Source organism: Halanaerobaculum tunisiense (assembly GCF_054657635.1).
In genome coordinates this window covers 44,317-62,425 of the sequence record NZ_BAAHYI010000010.1, presented here as the reverse complement: position 1 = coordinate 62,425, position 18,109 = coordinate 44,317, and the positions used below count along the sequence as shown (strand labels likewise).

Genomic DNA, 18,109 nt, shown 5'->3' with positions numbered 1-18,109 from the left:
ATGAGCTGTGTGCTATGTGCTATTAGTCAATTCAAAACCTTTAACCCCCCTATTATTGCTATATTTTAAAAGGTTGAACTGGATCTATGGTTTTAAATTGAAGAATTTGACTTGGCTCACAGCAGATAGCACACCTTTCGGGTCTTACGACCGCTTCATGATAAATCTACTGACGACTATATTACTTATCTTCTCGCTCAGATAATAGTTCTCCTCCTACTCCTACATTCTCTAGTGGAATTTCATTAATTTCAACTATAAATGCTTCTTCAGGTAACTCTACTACTTCACTAGCTGCCTCAGTAAACTTCTTAACTAATTCTTGTTTCTGTTCTTTACTTAATTCTGGACCATTAAAATCAATAATTGGCATCTTAATCCCTCCAATTTATATAATTGAGAATTGAAAATTGACAATTTATAATTTTAGAGATTTTAACTCTCAATTCTCCATTATCAATTATCAATTCACTTACCACTGATTTCTATGTACTCTATCTTCTAAATACCGATCATTAGCTTCTTTGTCCTGATTAGTATGCCCAATAACTACCAAAGAAATAGGTGTGATTTCTTCTGGTAAGTCTAATAACTTTTGAATACCTTTAATCCTTTTTTCTCTAGGGTAAACTCCTAACCAGACCGAACCAAGTCCCTGTTCTTGAGCAGCTAATAAAATATTTTGGGTAGCTGCTGAACAATCCTGTACCATATATTCTTGCGCTGCTTGCGCATCATTTGCTTTTAAATAATCTTGATTGCCACAAATAGCAATTACCAGTGGAGCTTCTGGAACCATCTGAGCATAATCATGAACTTCTAGAATCTGATCTAGAATCTCTCTTTTATCTACTACTACAAACTCCCAAGGTTGCTCATTCATTGCTGATGGAGCAGCCATGCCAGCTTGTAATAGATATTCTATCTTCTCTTCAGAAACTGATTGCGAGGTATAACTCCGAATACTCCTCCGGTCAAAGATAATACTCATTTTATCCCTCCTGATTTAATTAGACGTCTAACTAAACCATAACATATTATAGATCCAATAACAAGTTTAACTATTAGCAGGTATTATTTTTCAATTATTAATTACTAAAATAAAAAAGACTCCTTCTCAGGAGCCTGCGGAATTTATTTTATAGTTACCTCTTCAATACATTCATAAATTATATCTAACATATCTACAAGTTGTTCCCGAGTACTACATAAAGGTGGCATAAAGACTACTACATTACCTAAGGGGCGAATAATCATTCCTTTTTCTCTAGCTTTCATACAAACTTGAACTCCTATTTTTTCTTGCCAAGGATAAGGTTCTTTAGTCTCTTTATTCTCTACTAACTCAATACCAACCATTAATCCCTGTTGGCGAATATCTCCTACATGTTCTAAATTTTCAAATTCTACTAGTTTATCTATTACTGATTCAATCTTAGATGGCATCTGATCTAAGATGTCTTCTTCTTCAAATAATTCTAAATTAGCTACTGAAACTGCTGCTGCTAATGGATTACCAGTATAAGAATGGCCATGAAAGAAAGTCTTTTGTGTCTCATAATCATCATAAAAAGCATTATAGATTTTATCTGTTGTTAGGGTAGCTGAAATAGGTAAATATCCGCCACTGATTCCTTTAGCTACGGCCATAATATCAGGGTTCACATCTTCCTGCTCACAAGCAAACATCTTTCCTGTACGACCAAATCCAACAGCAACTTCATCAGCAATCAATAAAATATTATACTTATCACATAGTTCTCTAACTTTAGCTAAATAACCTTCAGGAGCAGCAATCATTCCTCCAGCACCTTGCATTAATGGCTCAATAATTAAAGCTGCTACTTCTTGATGACGTTCTTGCATCATCTTCTCTAACTCTTTAATACAAGTGAAATTACATTCTTCTCTTTCTTCATCAAAAGGACAACGATAACAATAGGGGGAAGGAGTCTTTAAGCTATTAAATAACATTGGCTTATAAATCTCATGAAATAGATCAATACCTCCTACACTGACTGAACCAATAGTATCACCATGATAAGCATTAGTTAACTTGATAAACTTATCCTTAGGGCCAAAGTCCTCCTCAAGTTGTTGCCAATACTGAAAAGCCATCTTAAGCCCAATCTCTACTGCTGTAGAACCACTATCTGAATAAAACACTTTATTTAATCCTTGCGGACTAATCTCAACTAACTTTTCTGCTAAATTTGTAGCTGGTTCATTAGCTAAGCCTAACATCGTGGAATGAGCTATTTTACCTAACTGACCCTTAATAGCTTGATCTAATTCCTCTTTTTGATGGCCATGAACATTAAGCCAGATAGAAGAAACACCATCATAATACTCATTTCCCTCAGTATCATATAACTTGATTCCTTCACCTCGTTCAATAATCAACTGCTCATCTTTTTCAACCCATTCTTTCATTTGAGTAAAAGGATGCCAGACATATTCTTTATCTTTTTCTATCAAAGACATTGCTTCTGTCATATTAACTCCTCCTTGCATTTATAATTTACAATTGAGAATTGACAATTGAAACCATAAATTCAACCTCTTTTAAACCAATAGTATATAAGGGATTATATAACTTTTGACTTTGATTTTGAATTTAATTGTAAATTGTACATTCTACATTGTCAATTATTCTTTCTAAGTCCACATTATCTGCAACTACCTTGCCTAAATCTACTTCTTCTAAATCTTCAATATAAGGCACAATCCCTAAGATAGGAATTTCTGCTAAGTCTGAAATTATATCTGGATTTGTCTCTTCTGCAACCCCCGCTTCTTGTGGATAACCATTAATAATTACCCCTAATACATCTATACCTAACTGGCGGGCCAACTTGACTGTGAGGACCGTATGATTAATTGTACCTAAATTAGGTCTAGCTACTATAATGACTGGTAAATCTAGCATTGTAACTAAGTCTGGAATTAAAAAATCTTTAGCTAAAGGAACCATCAATCCTCCTGCTCCTTCAACAACTAGACCTTGATATTTTTCTTGTAACTGCTGATAAGCTGACTTAACTTGATCAAGATCTATTTCTACCCCTTCTTCTCTAGCAGCTACACTAGGAGCTAAAGGAGGTTCCAATCGGATTGGATTCAGCAGATCATAATCTGTATCTAATGATGTATGTTTTAATACAAATTCAATATCAGGTGCTAATAACTTATTGCCTTCTTCAATAGCTCCACTTTGAAAAGGCTTCATTACTCCTAAGTCATAACTTTGCTGGCGTAAAGCAGCAGTTAAACCAGCAGTAACTACTGTCTTACCTATATCAGTATCTGTTCCTATAATAAAAATACCTGCTCCCATAATTATACCTCCAGAATAAATTTATTATCTTATTGAAACTAAATCAGGTCTAACTTTCTACCTACCTTAGAAAATGCCTGTAAAGCCTTTTCTAAATCCTGAACTTGATGATTAGCCATTACTGTTACTCTAATTCTGCTAGTCCCCTTCGGTACTGTTGGGGGCCTAATACCTGGGGCCAATATCTCTTCTTCTAACAAGCCACGACTCAACTTCATAGTTTCTTCTTGATCACCAATCATAATAGGAATAATCGCACTATTACTTGGTAATAAGTGATATCCTAAGTCCTGTAACCCAGTCTTTAATAATTCAATATTTCTCCATAGTCGTTCTAAAACTTGAGGATTATCTTGTAAATACTGTAAAGATGCTAAACTAGCTGCTATTGTTCCTGGAGCTAGCGCTGTCGAATAAATAAACGATCTAGCTTTATTACGTAATAAATCAATTAACTCTTGCCTTCCTGCTACAAAACCACCTTCAGCAGCTAAAGCTTTACTTAAAGTACCTACCTGAATATCTACTCCGTCTTGTAAATTAAAATAATCACTACTACCAGCACCCCTATTACCTAACACACCAGTCCCATGAGCATCATCAACCATTACTAAAGCATTATACTCTCGGGCCAATTCTACAATTGCTGGTAAAGGAGCTAGATCTCCATCCATACTAAAGACACCATCTGTAACAATTAATCTCCGGTTATAGCTCTGCCCTGCTTCTAATTTAGCTCTTAAATGATCTATGTTAGCATGTTGATAAATAGCTACTTCAGCTTTACTTAATCGACAAGCATCAATAATACTAGCATGATTTAACTCATCGCTAATAATTAAATCTTCCTCACCAACTACTGTAGTTAAAACACCTAAATTAGTCATATAACCTGTATTAAAGACTATCGCTGCTTCAGATTTCTTGAAATCAGCCAATTCCTCTTCTAACTCTTGGTGTAAATCATAATTACCCGTCGTTAATCTAGCCCCCCCTGAACTTGTTCCATAGTCCTCTACAATTTTAATAACTTCATCCTTCACTTTAGGATTTACTGATAACCCTAAATAATTATTTGAAGCTAACATAATTATTTCTTGATCATCAACTATTGTTTGTGGTGCTTGAGCGTCTTCTAAAACTCTCAACTCTCGATATAAACCTGCTTCTTTTAATCTATCTAATTCTCTAACCCAATCTTCCATTAACTATCACCTCTAGCCCTTAAAAACTTAGCCACTGAATTATAACTAATCATTTTCTCATCTAACTTATTAATTAAAACTGGTCTTTCTTCTAAGTATGTTACCAATTTCTCTAAGTTGGTTGACAATCTTAAGAAAAAAATACGTCCTCCTTTATCTAAACCATTAGGTTTAAGATAAGGAAACCTACAATAACCAAATTCTTTGCTAGCTACATAACCAGCTGTATAATTAGGATCATCTGACCAACATAATTCAGCTACTATATCTGAATGTGAAACCACTTTAGTAGCTAAAGCTAAAGCCTCTGGCAAATGACTTTGGTTAAGACTATTCTGACTCAATAGGTTAGTTAATCTATCTTTAATCTCTCTAGTATAATCCATTCTACTAGCTCGTAGGCCACGATATTGATTAGGCTCTAACCTTTCTCCTGTATCTACATCCATTATAATAGCACCGCGCATATTATCTCCGTCTGGATTAGCACCTTCTGTTAATAGTTTTATTGCTTTAGTTACTATGCTTCTATTAATCCCTAGTTCAATTAATAATCTTTCAGCTTCTTCTCTTCCTCTTTTATAATCTTTAACATCTATTGTAGTAATCGGCAATACGGACATCTCAATAATATCCCTTGAATTTAATGATTCTAAAGTTAAATTTATATAATCTGCACTACCTAGAGTATGGGTTCTAGCTCGTTTAATTAGTTTATTGACTTGCTTATCTATCTCTGCTTCAGTAATAATTCTTTCTGCACCAGAAATATGTCTTCCACCTTCTTGATGGCTTCCTCCCTGAGCTGCCCTCATTCGCAAGCTAAAAAGTTCAGTCGACATAAACAATTACCTCCTTATCCACCTGGCGAATAACTCTTTTTAAGATAACTACTAGAGGATAAGATACTATAGCAGTAAAGATAAACCCTGGTACAGCTGATACTAATAAGGGAATAAAGCCTTGATTTAATAATTTACTCAAGACCAATCTAGCTATAATTGAACCCAGGGGGCCAGCAATTACAATTGACCAAATAGCACCACAGGTAATAGCAATCAATCCACCTGCTACTCCTCTAAAGATCATAGCAATTAGAATATGAATTAAAGTTTGGGTTCCCAAAATAAAACCAATTCCACTAGAAATTAATCCTGCTAATATATATCGTCTAAAACCAAAGACAGCAGCTATTGCCACTGCCATTGGAGCAGATAATTGAAAATCACTACCAGCTGGACCAGGTATCTTAAAGAAACCACTAACAGTAATCAAAACAGCTAGTAAAGCTATTCTCGTTACCCTTATAGTCTGAGAACTCATATCATCCCTCACTCAATCCCAAATCTCTAATCATTTGCAGATCATCTTCTACAGCTCTACCCTGGGTAGTTAAATAGTTCCCAGTTAATAAGCCATTAACTCCTGCTAACAGACTTAACGATTGTAAATCACGCAAGTTGCTTTCTCTGCCTCCACATAATTTAAGTACCTTAGTCGGTAAAATAAATCTAAAAATAGCTACTGTCTTTAATACTTCCATTGGTGGTACAGGCTCATTATCTGCCACTGGAGTGCCAGCTACTGGATTTAAAACATTAATTGGGATTGAATCAACATCTAACTCTTGTAGAGTAAAAGCTAATTCAACTCGATCAATAAAACTTTCTCCTAATCCTATAATTCCTCCACAACATACTTCAATTCCTTTATCCTTTAACAACTTAACAGTCTTGACTCTATCCTGATAGTTATGAGTAGTACAAATCTGAGGAAAATGACTTTTAGAAGTTTCTAAATTATGATTATATCTTTTCAAACCTATCTCTGATAATTTTTCCGCCCGGGCTTGATCTAAAGTTCCTAATGAAGCACAAACTTCCAATTCTGTTTCTTGTTTAATAATTTCTATAGTTTCTAGAATCTGGGCAAATTCTTGGTCGCTAACTACACCCCGCCCACTAGTTACAATTCCAAAATGTTTAGCTCCACTAGCTTCTATTTCTTTAGCTCTAGCTAACATTTCCTCTTTGTCTAATAAGTCATAATTGCTTACTTCAGTATCATAGTGAGTAGATTGAGCACAAAAGGTACAATCTTCAGAACAACTACCTGATTTAGCATTAATGATTGAACACAAATCTACTTCCTGACCAATAAACTGATTTTTAATGCTATTAGCTGCCGCCAATAACTCCATTATTCTACTATCATTTAAGCTAGCTAACTCCCTTGCTTCCTCTTTAGTAATCTGGTCTCCGGCTAGTACTTTTTTCTTTAAATTAATTATCATAATAATCTCCTTTCTTAAGTTTCCCCTTAATTAAAGTGAAATCTAATTGATATATTGTGTCACCTGCGGTGACACAGTCGTCAGCTATCTGCTATGAGCTATCAGCCAATTCAAAAGCTTTAAATTCAAAATCTAACCCTTTAAGATTACTATGTTTTAAGGGGTTGAACTGGATCTGTGGTTTTGAATTTGAATTAGCACACGGCACATAGCAGATAGCTGATAGCTGTGGCACGAAAGTGCCACTTTATATCAATTATTCAACAAAACAATTAAATAAAACTTTACTATGTAAACAACTTAATAACTTGGTTTACAATAACTTAATTTAAATTTTATAATAAATTAGCATTATTATCAACCATTAATTTATAAGGTTAACAATAAAATTATGGTTTCATCATACTTTCATCAAAGTTAACTGATATAGTTAAAGGTAAGAAAGGAGTGGATAAGATGGAAGCAATAGCAACAGTTTATTACGGAAAAGACATGATTCTAGATAATAAAGAATTTGATTTCAAAAAATCTCGGGCCAAGATCATAGAAGATATTATAGATTTAAAGAAAAAAGGAGCTAAAATTAAAACAAAACCAAATTCTATAACTGACTACCTTAATAAAAAAATCAACAAGGCTGAATACTGGCTTAGTGCTCTAGGACGCCAAAAAATAATTTTGATTATAGAAGAAGGCTATAAAGTGATCATTGAAGAACCAGCTAAGACTAAGGCTAATCCTGCAGTCTATTAAGGGCTGCTTGTAGCTCTTCTTTTACTTGCTTATCTTGTTCAGTAGCTAAAGTCTTATTTATATCAGCAACTACACTATTAGCTCCTATTTCTGCTAGGGCCCAAGCTGCATGAGCTCTAACTATTGGCTTAGGATCTTCTAAAGTAGCGACTAAATCAGGAATAGCCTCTTTAGAACCTAGATTACCTAAAATAATTGCTGCATTACGCTGAATAGGTCTCTTCCCTCGCCAGTTCATAGGAGTTGGGCCAAATTTTTCTCTGTATTCACTCTTAGTTAAACTCAATAAAGGAGTTAACTGTGGATAAGCAGGTAGTTTTTGGGGTCTAAATTGAGGATGACCCCCTATCTTAACATCTTGGTTATGAGGACAGACTTCCTGGCAGGTGTCACAGCCCCATAATCTAGTCCCGAATTTCTTTCGATTAGCTGGAGTTATATAACCTCGTTTCAAAGTTAAATAACCTAAACACTTGCTACTATCTAGAGTATACTCCTCCTGTAAAGCACCAGTTGGACAAGCTTCTAAACACTTAGTACAAGCTCCACATTTATCTTCTACTGGCTGGTCAGCCTCTAAATCTAAGTTAGTGATAATCCCGCCTAAAAAGATCCACGAGCCATAATCAGGATTAATAATACTACAATTTTTCCCTTGCCAGCCCACACCAGCTCTTCTGGCTAAAGCTCGATCTATAGTTGGTCCAGTATCAACAAAAGTTTCGGCTTTCAAATTACTTTTTTTAGTTTCTAAAAATTCAACTAGCTGATCCAATTTATCACCTAGTACCTGATGATAATCTTGGCCCCAAGCAAATCGAGATAACTTACCCCTTAATCCTTGTCTAGAATTTATATATTCATCAGCTACTTGATAAGATATAGCAACTACAATTACTGATTTAGCTTCTGCGAGTACTTCTTGAGGATTAGTAATTAAGTCCAGATCATTTTTAACAAACTTAGATAATAAACCTTGCTCTCGCAATTCTTCTAGAATATCTCTGAGTTCTCCAAATTGATCAGCAGTTGTTATTCCCAGTGTATCTATTCCTAATTGAAAAGCATAATCTCTAATCTCCTGCTTCAAACTCATAGTTTAACTCCTTTCTAATCTAAATAAATCTATCAAGAATTACTAATTCCTTATTATATTATACAAATAGCCTGTATTCCAACTAAATCCCAAAAATTTAGACAAAATAAGCTAACTATGATACAATGACTGTGCTAAAATCAAGATAAATGGAGGGATAATTATGGCTAAAGTTGGAAGAAACGACGCATGTCCTTGTGGTAGTGGCAAAAAATATAAAAAATGTTGCCTCCCCCAGGAAAGAACACAACGACTCTATAATAATGCCAAGCAGAAACTGACTCGGGAAGCAATCAATTTCTCTAAAAAATTCAAACAAGAGACCCGAGAGCTAAAAAAAGAATATCGCAAGTTAATGAATTATGGCCGCAGTAAAGAGTTGGCCCAAGGTGAACAAGCCAACCTGACTAATATTATTTTATTTGATTATCCAGTTCAGAAAGATAAAACTGTAATGGAATTATTTGCTACAACTAATAAAGAACAACTCCGCCGGAGAGAAGAAAAAGTACTCCAGGAATTACTTGACCTTAATTTAAGTGTTTATGAAGTAATAGCAGTGAACCAGGATGGTTATCACTTACAAGATTTGATCCAAGAAGAAAGTTATCTAGTTGCTAAAACAGATATGGTAACTGAAATGGCTAATGAAGATGACATTATATTTACTCGAGTTGCTCAAATAAATGACCAATATCAGATAGTAGGAACTTTAGGAAAAGTAATCAATCAATTCAAAGAACAAATTATGAATATTATCAATCATCTACAAACAGCCTATAAATCAACGACTAGTCAACCAACGACTAAAGAATTTTTATCTAAGTATAGTCTCTATTTAGCTATTATTCCTAGTAAAATCAAACAATTAAAGCTAAGAAATAATTCTGATGAAGACTACGATAAACAAATCATTGATTTATTAGCTGATTATATTCCAGATAATACAGAAGAAGTAACTATTGAATCTAATAACTTACATAACTCACTAGCATCAGTTAAGAACAAACTCGATCTTAAACTCAATAACCTAGATGCGACAGATGAAATAGAAGAGACTTTAACTGAAATTATGAACAGAAAGTTTAGCTCTCTACAAGTTCAATTCAGCATAGCTCTATGGCGTAAATTCAAAGAAAGCATAGATTCTGTCCGAGGCCAAGCTCCAAGTTGGGCAGCAGGATTAGAATACTTGACTAATCGATTACTTGAAGACGGATTAACCCAAGGTGATGTAGCTAACAGATACAAGGTTAGTGCTTCCACTGTAGCTCGCAAGTATAAAGATATTAGTAATCAATTACAGATTGAAGTCTAATTAATTAAGGGCGCTTAAAGCGCCCTCTTGTATATTAAACCTCTTTTATAGCATCAGTAGGACAACCTTCTAGTGATCCTTGCACATCTGCTTCTACCTTCTCCGGCACTTGTCCTTCTATTGCTGTAGCCTTATCACCATCCCACTCAAAAACTGCTGGAGCATTATTAACACATAAACCACAACTTATACAAGCATCCTTATCAACTTTTACTTCCATAATCTCCCTCCTTTTTATACATCTTTAGTATTACCAGTTAACTACTATTTATACTACTAAAACACAATAACTTCAATCACTTCATATACTAAAAGTATCATTTAAGGAGGGATTTTATGTTTCAACCACAGTTCGACAACTGGATTAGGCACAAATTTATTGGCTTAAACACCAAGGTCCCATTAATAACTGGTGATTATACTAAGTATATTAACTTTGATAATGCTGCTAGTACCCCTGCAGCTAAAGAAGTCTACACTCAAGTAAAAAAGTTTTTGCCCTGGTATTCTAATGTCCACCGTGGAGCCGGATTTAAATCACAACTTGCTACTGAAATTTATGAAGAAGTGCATAACATAGTAGCAGATTTTATAGGGGCCAACAAAGAAAAAAATGCTACCATTTTTGTTAAGAATACTACTGAAGCAATCAATAAATTATCCTTTAGTCTCAATTTATCACAAGACGATGTTATAATCACTACTCTAATGGAACACCACTCCAACATTCTCCCCTGGCGAGATAAAGCTCAAGTAGAATATGTCCAATTAGATGAAACTGGTAGACTAAATTTAGCAGACTTAAAACATAAACTAAACAAGTACAAGTCTAAAGTGAAATTAGTAACAGTTAGTGGCGCTTCTAATGTAACTGGCTATATTAATCCGATCCATAAAATAGCCCAGCTAGTCCATGACTATAATAGCCAATTACTAGTTGATGCAGCTCAACTAGTACCTCATCGCCCAGTTGATATCAAACCAAATAACAGCTCAGAACATATTGATTACTTAGCTTTTTCTGCTCATAAAATGTATGCTCCTTTAGGAACTGGAGTATTAGTTGGCCCTAAAGATACTTTTACCCAGCAAAGTCCTGACTACAGTGGCGGAGGAACAATCAAAGCAGTTACCCTAGATGATACTACTTGGGCCAACTTACCCGATAAAGAAGAAGCCGGAACACCTAACATAATTGGGGCTGTAGCTTTAGGAGCTAGTATTAAATTCTTGAATAAAATAGGTTGGTCTAAGATAATCAAACATGAAACTAAGCTCCTAAACTATACTTTACAAGAACTACAAAAAATAGAAGAGGTTCAACTGTATGGTGATATGCCAACTGGGTCAGCTAGAAAACAAGTCGGAGTCATTCCTTTTAACATCAAATCACTATCCCATGCCTTAATAGCCAGTATTTTAGCTAATGAAGGGGGCATAGGAGTCAGAAATGGCTGTTTTTGTGCTCATCCTTATCTCCACTTCTTATTAGATTTAAGCTCCAAAGAGATTAAAAACTTTAAAGAAAATATCAGTCAAGATAACTATTCTTCCTCGCACCCTGGATTAGTCAGAATCAGTTTCGGTTGTTATAATACTTTAGCTGAGGTGAATAGATTAATTAAAGTTATTAAATCAATAATTCACCGCCAAAAGAAGGGCCAAGACTTAACAAACCCCTATAACTTTAATCCAACTACTGGTGAATATGAACCTCAAATAAATTTCAACTACCAGGATTATTTTACAATATAATCAGGTTAACTCAAAACTACTTCTGCTAGTTAAAAATAAATCCCTACCTTCTTAGGTAGGGACAACTAGAGATTATTTAGGTTCACTAGGTCTCGAAATATAGGTTAGTGCATCACCTGCTTCCATTTCTAATTTATTACTAACAGCTAAATCACCTAAAGAGACCATACCTACTAACTCCTCATTCTCTACAATAGGCAGTCTTCTTATCTGGTTGGCCCCCATTATCTCTGCAGCTTTATCTGCATTCATTTCAGGAGTACCACAGACTAAATCATTAGACATTACTTCTTCTACTTTATTACTAGTATTATCACCTTGAGCAACATTACGAATAGCAATATCTCTATCAGTTACGATTCCTACTGCCTTATTTTGTTGGCAGACAGGTACGCAACCTACATCTAAATCTCTCATAACTTGAGCTGCTTCATCTACCTTAGTTTCTGGTTCCACTGCCGAAACTTGGTCAGTCATTACATCCTTTAGTTGCATAGTTATATATCCTCCTTTCTAAAACTAGGATATACAACTAGCTAAAGTTCTAAACTGGAACTTTTAACCAAATTAAACTTTATTTTAAATACCTATATTCCAAATAATAAGTAGCTCCTAATAAACCTAAGAGATAAATAATAAAAATACCAAAACCAAGTCCAATCCCTAATAAATCATTTAATAAACCAGTAAACCAGTTAGCTAATATTACATTACCAATCCCCCCAGCAGTTAAAGTCAATCCTAAAATAGCAGATATATTCTCATCAAAAATTTCAAACATAGCTGCCTGCATAGTAGGAAAGTTAACTGCTAAAAATAGACCTGAAATAGATAACACAATAGCAAAAGACTCTGGGCCAACTAATCCTAAGACAATACTAACCAAGGCCCCAGCAGAACTAAGTAGTACTAATCGTAAATAACCAATTCGCTCTACAATTAGACTAGCTAATAGCCTACCAATAGTAAATAAAGCAAAGAAGGTTGATAAATAAAAACTAATCTCTACTTTACTTTTATTATAGACATCATCAAGATAAACACCTAACCAACTACTAATTCCTAATTCTGTTCCTACATGACATAAAAACATCACTACAAATAAAAGCACTCTAGTATCAGTCAATAACTCAGTCACTGCTATCTCCGAAGAATCCTCTTCTGTATCTTCAGCTGGAAATTTACAACTTAAACTAAATAAAAAGATAACTACTAGTAGTATAATTCCCCAAGAATAAGTAGCTTCCCAAGCCAAGTCTAACTTAAATAACTGGGCAGCATAAACAGGAGCAATAAAACTACCAATCCCAAAAAATAGATGGAAGATATTCATCTTCCGACCCTTATTAGTTGTAAAAATCTGCGAAGCAAGGGAATTAGCTGAAATATTGAGTACTCCTAATCCAATACCTACTATAAACATAACTAAAATTAACAAGTAATAATCAACCGTATAACTAATAGCTAATAATCCACCAGCGCCTACTAATAAACCAGCCCACAGTACCTGTTTTAAACTAAATTTTTCAATTAACACACCACTAGAAGAAGTAGCTAAAATGCTACCTCCGGAAAAAAACATCATGATTAATCCTAACTGAGAGTAACTAATATCATAATCTTGCCGAATTAAAGGATTAATTGTACCTCGTAAATTCATCAAAATCCCAAAGATTAAAATCATGCCAAAAGCCAAGACTACTAATAATTTATAATTCCTACTCTTCTCCATTTTTAGCCCCCCTTTAACAACTAGCTAATAAGATCAGACTCCCTCCTAAATAACAAATAACAAGTGAACAATTAATGGAATAGTAACTACTGATAATAACGTAGTTAAAAAGACTCCTTCTGAAGCTAAAGCTTCATCTCCTCCAAATTCCTGAGCAAAAATAGCTGTATTAGCTGCTGCTGGCATAGCTGTCAAAATAACTACTACTCCTAATACTAAAGGATCCAAGGAAAAATTACGCAACAACAAAAGTGTTAAAATAGGAAAACCTACTAACCTAATGATAGCTACTAACCACAAACGAAAGTTAGAAAAAATCTCACGCAACTTTACTTGGGCCAAGATAGAACCTACCACAATCATAGATAACGGAGTTGTTGTCTCCCCTAAAATCTCTAACGTCTGCTCAATAAAATGTGGTAATTTAATTGACAATAAAAATAAGATAAAACCAATCCCAATTGAAATAATACCAGGATTGATTAAATTATCATAACTGAATCCTGGATTATCCTCCTGACTACGGCTAATAATCATAACTCCTAAACTCCAGATTAGAATATTAAAGATTAGATTATAAATAGCAGCTAGAAAAACAACTTCCGATGTACCATAAATCACTTTAATTACTGGATAACCCATAAAACCTACATTAGAAAAAATTAAAATAAACTGGTAGATATCCTGAGCAGATCCTTCAGCAACTAAAAATTTAATTGTTAAATAAGATAGCCCAATCATTAAAGCATACACAACTAAAGAAATAATAAATACATTACCTAATTGAATTAACCGTTCTAAACTGAATTCATAATTCATAGAATCAATTAATAAAGCAGGCAAAGTAACATAAATGATTAAATTAGTTAAATTCTGCTTCAAACTATTATCAACTAATTCTAATCTCTTAACTATAACCCCAATCATTAATAAAGAAAATAAGACTAAAATCTGATTAAAGACTGTTAAAAAATTAATTAGAATCATCCTTTCTCCAATTTGATTTTATATTTAAAGTAATTTTTCCAGAAAAAAATAAAAACTTGACGTTTAACTGCTAACCACTATAATAATTATAAAGGAGGGGCGACCTATGAACAACAGCTTTACTATCCAAGAACTAACCAACTTCTTTAATCTAAACCAGACTGAAATCCAAAACCAGATCCAAGAGTTTATAACCCATAACAAAGGTCTAATCCATCATAAAGATAATCAATATCTAGTAAAAAAAACTGGGATCAAAAAACTAAGTGATTTTCTCCAAAAAGAGGTCACAACTACAAATAATGACCTACTAGAATTTGTTATTTGTAGAGCTATTGAAAAATTCAGTCTAGAATCCAATAATAACTTCACTTTTCAGTATACCAAACGAAGTAAATTGGAACAACAACAAAACTACAATAAATTTGCAAAACTACCTGAAGTTGTTAAAAATAAATACTATAACTTTGCTGCTAAAATTTTAACCTGGCTTAAAGCAGATTATATCTCTAATAAATTAACTAAATTAATCATTGATCGAATCCCAAAAAATAATCCCCAAGAAAAACAGATTGATTTACGAATAACCTTTTACAAAGGAAATCAATTATCCGATCTTAATCTTAAGATAGCTAACCGGATTAATAACCTCAAAAAGATCAATCTAACTCAACTAAAAAAACATTTAGGAAATCTATCTGAAATCAAAACTAAAATTAACAAACTAAACCACCAAGCTTTACTTAACAAACTAGAGCAACTACTTAATAGAATCAATCACAAAAGAACTGTCCAAAAACTATTCAAATGGTTAATTGGTTTTAAGCCTTACTATTTAATTATAGCCGAACCTAAAATTATCATTGCCGATTTTACTCAGTTTAATTTACCAACTAAAGTACAGGCTGATTGTGAAGAAGAAACTCTAGTAGCTAACTTTAATAATGATTGCCAGTTAACAGCTCAATTAATCACTACCAACCAGACTCCTCAGTTGACTATTGATTTTCGGAACCTACCTAATCAGTTAAATCTACTTTCCTTTTAACCACTGAAGTTGATAAAGAAAAAATTCCCTCCTGCTTTAAGCAAGAGGGAACCAAAAATTAGTGATATAATTTAAAGTATTCTTCCACTGTAGGCATCTCGCCTAAAATAGCAGCCATAGCTGCTACACGAGCACTTCCTAAATAAGTCTCAGAATCAGCTGGGCCAATCCGCGACTGATAGTTACGAGTCGTCGTTGTTAGGGCCGTAGCACCAGAGCCAATCCGGCGTTTATTACCCATACATAAACCACAACCAGGCATAATCACAGTAGCTCCTGCTTGAGTCAGCTTGGCTAAACTGCCATCTTCAGCTAACTGATTATAAATATCCAAAGAAGCAGGACTAACTACAAAATTGATATCTAGATCCACCTGCTGACCTGCTACTATATCAGCTGCTGCTTGAATACTACTTAAACTACCTCCTACACAACTACCAATGAAGACTTCATCAAACTCGACTCCAGCCACTTCTGATAACTGAGCCACATTATCTGGATGATGGGGCTTAGCTACTAGCGGTTGGTCTACTTCCCCAAGAGGAATTTCAATTGTAGCAGCATATTGGGCATCTTCATCAGCCTGTGGTAAAACAGGATTAGCTAAAAACTCCTCTAGAGCTGTAATAGATCGTTTAACTGAAGGATTAGTATCAGCATCAGGCCGAGACTTTAAATAGGCTAAATTAGACTCAATAGCCTCTAAAGTTACCTCATCGGCAGGAACAATCCCCGCTGAAGCACTCCGTTCTGCTACTGCATTAGTCAGGATATAACGTTCATCCTGATCTAAAAACTCTACTCCTTCCATCTCAATAATCCGACCGTTAAAGACATCTTTTCCTACAGTCTGCTCAGCATAAACTACTAGAGTAGATACAAGATCACGAGCTGTAATCCCTTCCTTAGGTTCTCCGGTGAAAACAACTCTAACTGATTCATCCATTGTCAGATCCTGCTTACCATACTTCATTACTCCAGCAACTATATCTGAAGCAGCAGGAAAAGAAACTCCAGTTGGCGTTCTAGTATGAGAATCTCCACCAACAATTACATCTGTAGGTAGTACAAAGCGATTACCAATGGTATGAATGATTCCTTCCCCTGGTTTAAGACAGACTCCGCCTCGCTCAGTTACAAACTCTCGCATGAATTTATGTTTATCTCGAGCCTCACTAGACGGACATTCACCTGTATGACAAAGAGACTGGACTACAAATTCTGCTCCAAAATCTCCTCCTGCCATAGACTGGTATTCATCAAGAGTCATTGGCCCTGTTGTATCCTGGGAGAAAGCTCCTCTAATCTCTACTGTTGCTGTCTCGCCAGGTAAAATAGTATCTTTACCATCTATCCGGTTCATTCCTACAATCTTTTGGGCCAAAGTCTGCGGTGGTTGCTTATCTCTCTTTTGCGCTTTACTAGGCAGTTTATCCTGATCAACAGAAATATCATGTTCTTGACAGTACTCAACAGCGTACTGCTGGAGTTGATTACCAGCATCAAAATAAGTCATTCCTCCGGCAGCTACTTTATCCAATTGATAAGAAATTGGTAAATCAATAGCAATTCGTTCTGTCTCATTAACTATTAACTCTTTCTTCGCTAAATCAACTTCTAAAGTATCTCCTTCACTAATAGTAGCAGTATCACATTTAATTGGTAAAATCCCGGAAGCAATTAAAGACTTTTCAAAGATAGGAGCTATACTTTTAGCAATTACTACTCCGCCAGCCTTTTTCTCTGGTTCACCAGCTACTGGTTTTCCTAATACTTGTAACATAGTATAAGTAGCTGATTTACGAGAAGATCCTTCTCCTAGAGCCTCTCCAGCTACAAAGAAGACATTATCATCTTGTTGCTTTAAGTCTGCTAAGCGATCTAAAAAGTCCTCTTCATCTTCCCGACCATCCATAATAAACTGAGCGTGGAGTGGACGATCAGTCCGACTATCAGCATTTTTAGAAGGACTTAAGTGGCCAGTAGTCAGATTATCCCCTACCTTAATTGATATCCCTTGGTAGTTATCCTCTAACTGCCAGTCCTCGGCAAACTCGCGGTTGGCCCAACTTGTAATCACTTCTTGTAGTTCTTTTTGCTCGTGACTTAAAGAAGCTAATTCTTCAAATTCAGATTTATTAACCAAAACTGTATCCTGGAGCAAAGAAATAATCTCAGTTACAAAATAGCCAGCAGCTACTAAATCAATTAATCTTTGCGTAGCTGCTCCCCCTCTCATCTTACCTAATAATTCTAAAGCCTCATTAGGGGCTAAATAATCACTCTCTAACTCACCAGTTACAAATTTAGCCAATCCTCTGGCCTTAGCATGAGAAGAAGGGAAGGTACCTCGTCTTACCTCCTCTGATAATAGTCTGAGTAACAACTGATCTATTCGTTCCTCACTAAAAATAGTAAATGTCTCTGATTCAAGTTCAGATAAAGTTAATCCCTGTATGATAGTATCCACTTGTTCAGCAGCTAATGGTCTTGGCTGTAAGCCATAAGATGACTTACGTTCTAAAGCTGCTTGCTTATAATCCTCTAACATAGCAATCAATTCTGTCTGCTGCATTCTCTACTCC

Annotated in this window: 18 protein-coding genes; 4 read left to right on the top strand and 14 right to left on the bottom strand. The window is 34.9% G+C overall.

The window, feature by feature from the left end:
* Positions 1-181 precede the first annotated feature (181 nt).
* The 8 genes from dmpI to bioB all read right to left on the bottom strand — a co-directional run bounded on the left by dmpI (position 182) and on the right by bioB (position 6,835).
* Complete coding sequence (gene dmpI, locus ACYQ3D_RS09500; RefSeq protein ID WP_459838126.1) at positions 182-373, bottom strand: 4-oxalocrotonate tautomerase DmpI; 192 nt, start codon at positions 371-373, stop codon at positions 182-184.
* A 99-nt stretch (positions 374-472) separates the two neighbouring features.
* Positions 473-991, bottom strand: coding sequence for a nitroreductase family protein (locus ACYQ3D_RS09495; RefSeq protein WP_459838125.1), 519 nt, complete (start codon positions 989-991; stop codon positions 473-475).
* Positions 992-1,134: 143 nt separating this feature from the next.
* Entirely contained in the window at positions 1,135-2,496 is a 1,362-nt protein-coding gene (bioA, locus tag ACYQ3D_RS09490; protein WP_459838123.1) for an adenosylmethionine--8-amino-7-oxononanoate transaminase, read from the bottom strand.
* Positions 2,497-2,617: 121 nt separating this feature from the next.
* On the bottom strand, positions 2,618-3,337 hold the full coding sequence (gene bioD, locus ACYQ3D_RS09485) for a dethiobiotin synthase (RefSeq protein WP_459838122.1): 720 nt from the start codon (positions 3,335-3,337) through the stop codon (positions 2,618-2,620).
* Positions 3,338-3,375: 38 nt separating this feature from the next.
* On the bottom strand, positions 3,376-4,542 hold the full coding sequence (gene bioF, locus ACYQ3D_RS09480; RefSeq protein WP_459838121.1) for an 8-amino-7-oxononanoate synthase: 1,167 nt from the start codon (positions 4,540-4,542) through the stop codon (positions 3,376-3,378).
* Positions 4,542-5,384, bottom strand: a complete 843-nt coding sequence (locus ACYQ3D_RS09475; RefSeq protein ID WP_459838119.1) for a 6-carboxyhexanoate--CoA ligase — start codon at positions 5,382-5,384, stop codon at positions 4,542-4,544. Before ACYQ3D_RS09475 ends, bioF begins: the two co-directional genes overlap by 1 nt.
* Positions 5,374-5,865: a hypothetical protein gene (locus tag ACYQ3D_RS09470; protein WP_459838117.1), complete on the bottom strand. Its 492-nt coding sequence runs from the start codon at positions 5,863-5,865 to the stop codon at positions 5,374-5,376. The genes ACYQ3D_RS09475 and ACYQ3D_RS09470 overlap by 11 nt, the downstream gene beginning before the upstream one ends.
* 1 nt (position 5,866) lies before the next feature.
* A complete protein-coding gene (gene bioB, locus ACYQ3D_RS09465; RefSeq protein ID WP_459838116.1) occupies positions 5,867-6,835 on the bottom strand; it encodes a biotin synthase BioB in 969 nt (322 codons plus the stop codon).
* Positions 6,836-7,291: 456 nt separating this feature from the next.
* On the opposite strand from bioB, the gene ACYQ3D_RS09460 reads away from it, so the two are divergent.
* On the top strand, positions 7,292-7,588 hold the full coding sequence (locus ACYQ3D_RS09460) for a hypothetical protein (RefSeq protein WP_459838114.1): 297 nt from the start codon (positions 7,292-7,294) through the stop codon (positions 7,586-7,588).
* Here ACYQ3D_RS09460 and queG read toward each other — a convergent pair.
* Positions 7,569-8,684, bottom strand: a complete 1,116-nt coding sequence (gene queG, locus ACYQ3D_RS09455; RefSeq protein ID WP_459838111.1) for a tRNA epoxyqueuosine(34) reductase QueG — start codon at positions 8,682-8,684, stop codon at positions 7,569-7,571. The genes ACYQ3D_RS09460 and queG overlap by 20 nt on opposite strands.
* A gap of 163 nt (positions 8,685-8,847) precedes the next feature.
* Between queG and ACYQ3D_RS09450 the strand changes: the two genes are divergently transcribed.
* A complete protein-coding gene (locus ACYQ3D_RS09450) occupies positions 8,848-10,002 on the top strand; it encodes a YecA family protein (RefSeq protein ID WP_459838109.1) in 1,155 nt (384 codons plus the stop codon).
* 34 nt (positions 10,003-10,036) lie between these two features.
* Here the strand turns inward: ACYQ3D_RS09450 and ACYQ3D_RS09445 are convergent, their stop codons facing one another.
* Complete coding sequence (locus tag ACYQ3D_RS09445; RefSeq protein WP_459838108.1) at positions 10,037-10,222, bottom strand: ferredoxin; 186 nt, start codon at positions 10,220-10,222, stop codon at positions 10,037-10,039.
* Positions 10,223-10,338: 116 nt separating this feature from the next.
* On the opposite strand from ACYQ3D_RS09445, the gene ACYQ3D_RS09440 reads away from it, so the two are divergent.
* Positions 10,339-11,757 carry an aminotransferase class V-fold PLP-dependent enzyme gene (locus ACYQ3D_RS09440; RefSeq protein WP_459838106.1) on the top strand — a complete coding sequence of 473 codons (1,419 nt, stop codon included), beginning with the start codon at positions 10,339-10,341 and terminating at the stop codon, positions 11,755-11,757.
* 72 nt (positions 11,758-11,829) lie between these two features.
* Here the strand turns inward: ACYQ3D_RS09440 and ACYQ3D_RS09435 are convergent, their stop codons facing one another.
* The 3 genes from ACYQ3D_RS09435 to ACYQ3D_RS09425 all read right to left on the bottom strand — a co-directional run bounded on the left by ACYQ3D_RS09435 (position 11,830) and on the right by ACYQ3D_RS09425 (position 14,476).
* A complete protein-coding gene (locus ACYQ3D_RS09435) occupies positions 11,830-12,252 on the bottom strand; it encodes a CBS domain-containing protein (protein ID WP_459838104.1) in 423 nt (140 codons plus the stop codon).
* Between the two features lie 79 nt (positions 12,253-12,331).
* Positions 12,332-13,489, bottom strand: coding sequence for an MFS transporter (locus ACYQ3D_RS09430; protein WP_459838102.1), 1,158 nt, complete (start codon positions 13,487-13,489; stop codon positions 12,332-12,334).
* Between the two features lie 45 nt (positions 13,490-13,534).
* Positions 13,535-14,476 (bottom strand): AEC family transporter, encoded by a 942-nt coding sequence (locus ACYQ3D_RS09425; RefSeq protein ID WP_459838101.1) that lies wholly within the window; start codon positions 14,474-14,476, stop codon positions 13,535-13,537.
* Positions 14,477-14,582: 106 nt separating this feature from the next.
* On the opposite strand from ACYQ3D_RS09425, the gene ACYQ3D_RS09420 reads away from it, so the two are divergent.
* Positions 14,583-15,524: a hypothetical protein gene (locus tag ACYQ3D_RS09420; protein ID WP_459838099.1), complete on the top strand. Its 942-nt coding sequence runs from the start codon at positions 14,583-14,585 to the stop codon at positions 15,522-15,524.
* 58 nt (positions 15,525-15,582) lie between these two features.
* Here the strand turns inward: ACYQ3D_RS09420 and ACYQ3D_RS09415 are convergent, their stop codons facing one another.
* The gene (locus ACYQ3D_RS09415; RefSeq protein WP_459838098.1) at positions 15,583-18,099 is read right to left on the bottom strand and encodes a bifunctional aconitate hydratase 2/2-methylisocitrate dehydratase; all 2,517 of its coding nucleotides are present in this window, start codon (positions 18,097-18,099) and stop codon (positions 15,583-15,585) included.
* Between the last annotated feature and the right edge of the window lie 10 nt (positions 18,100-18,109).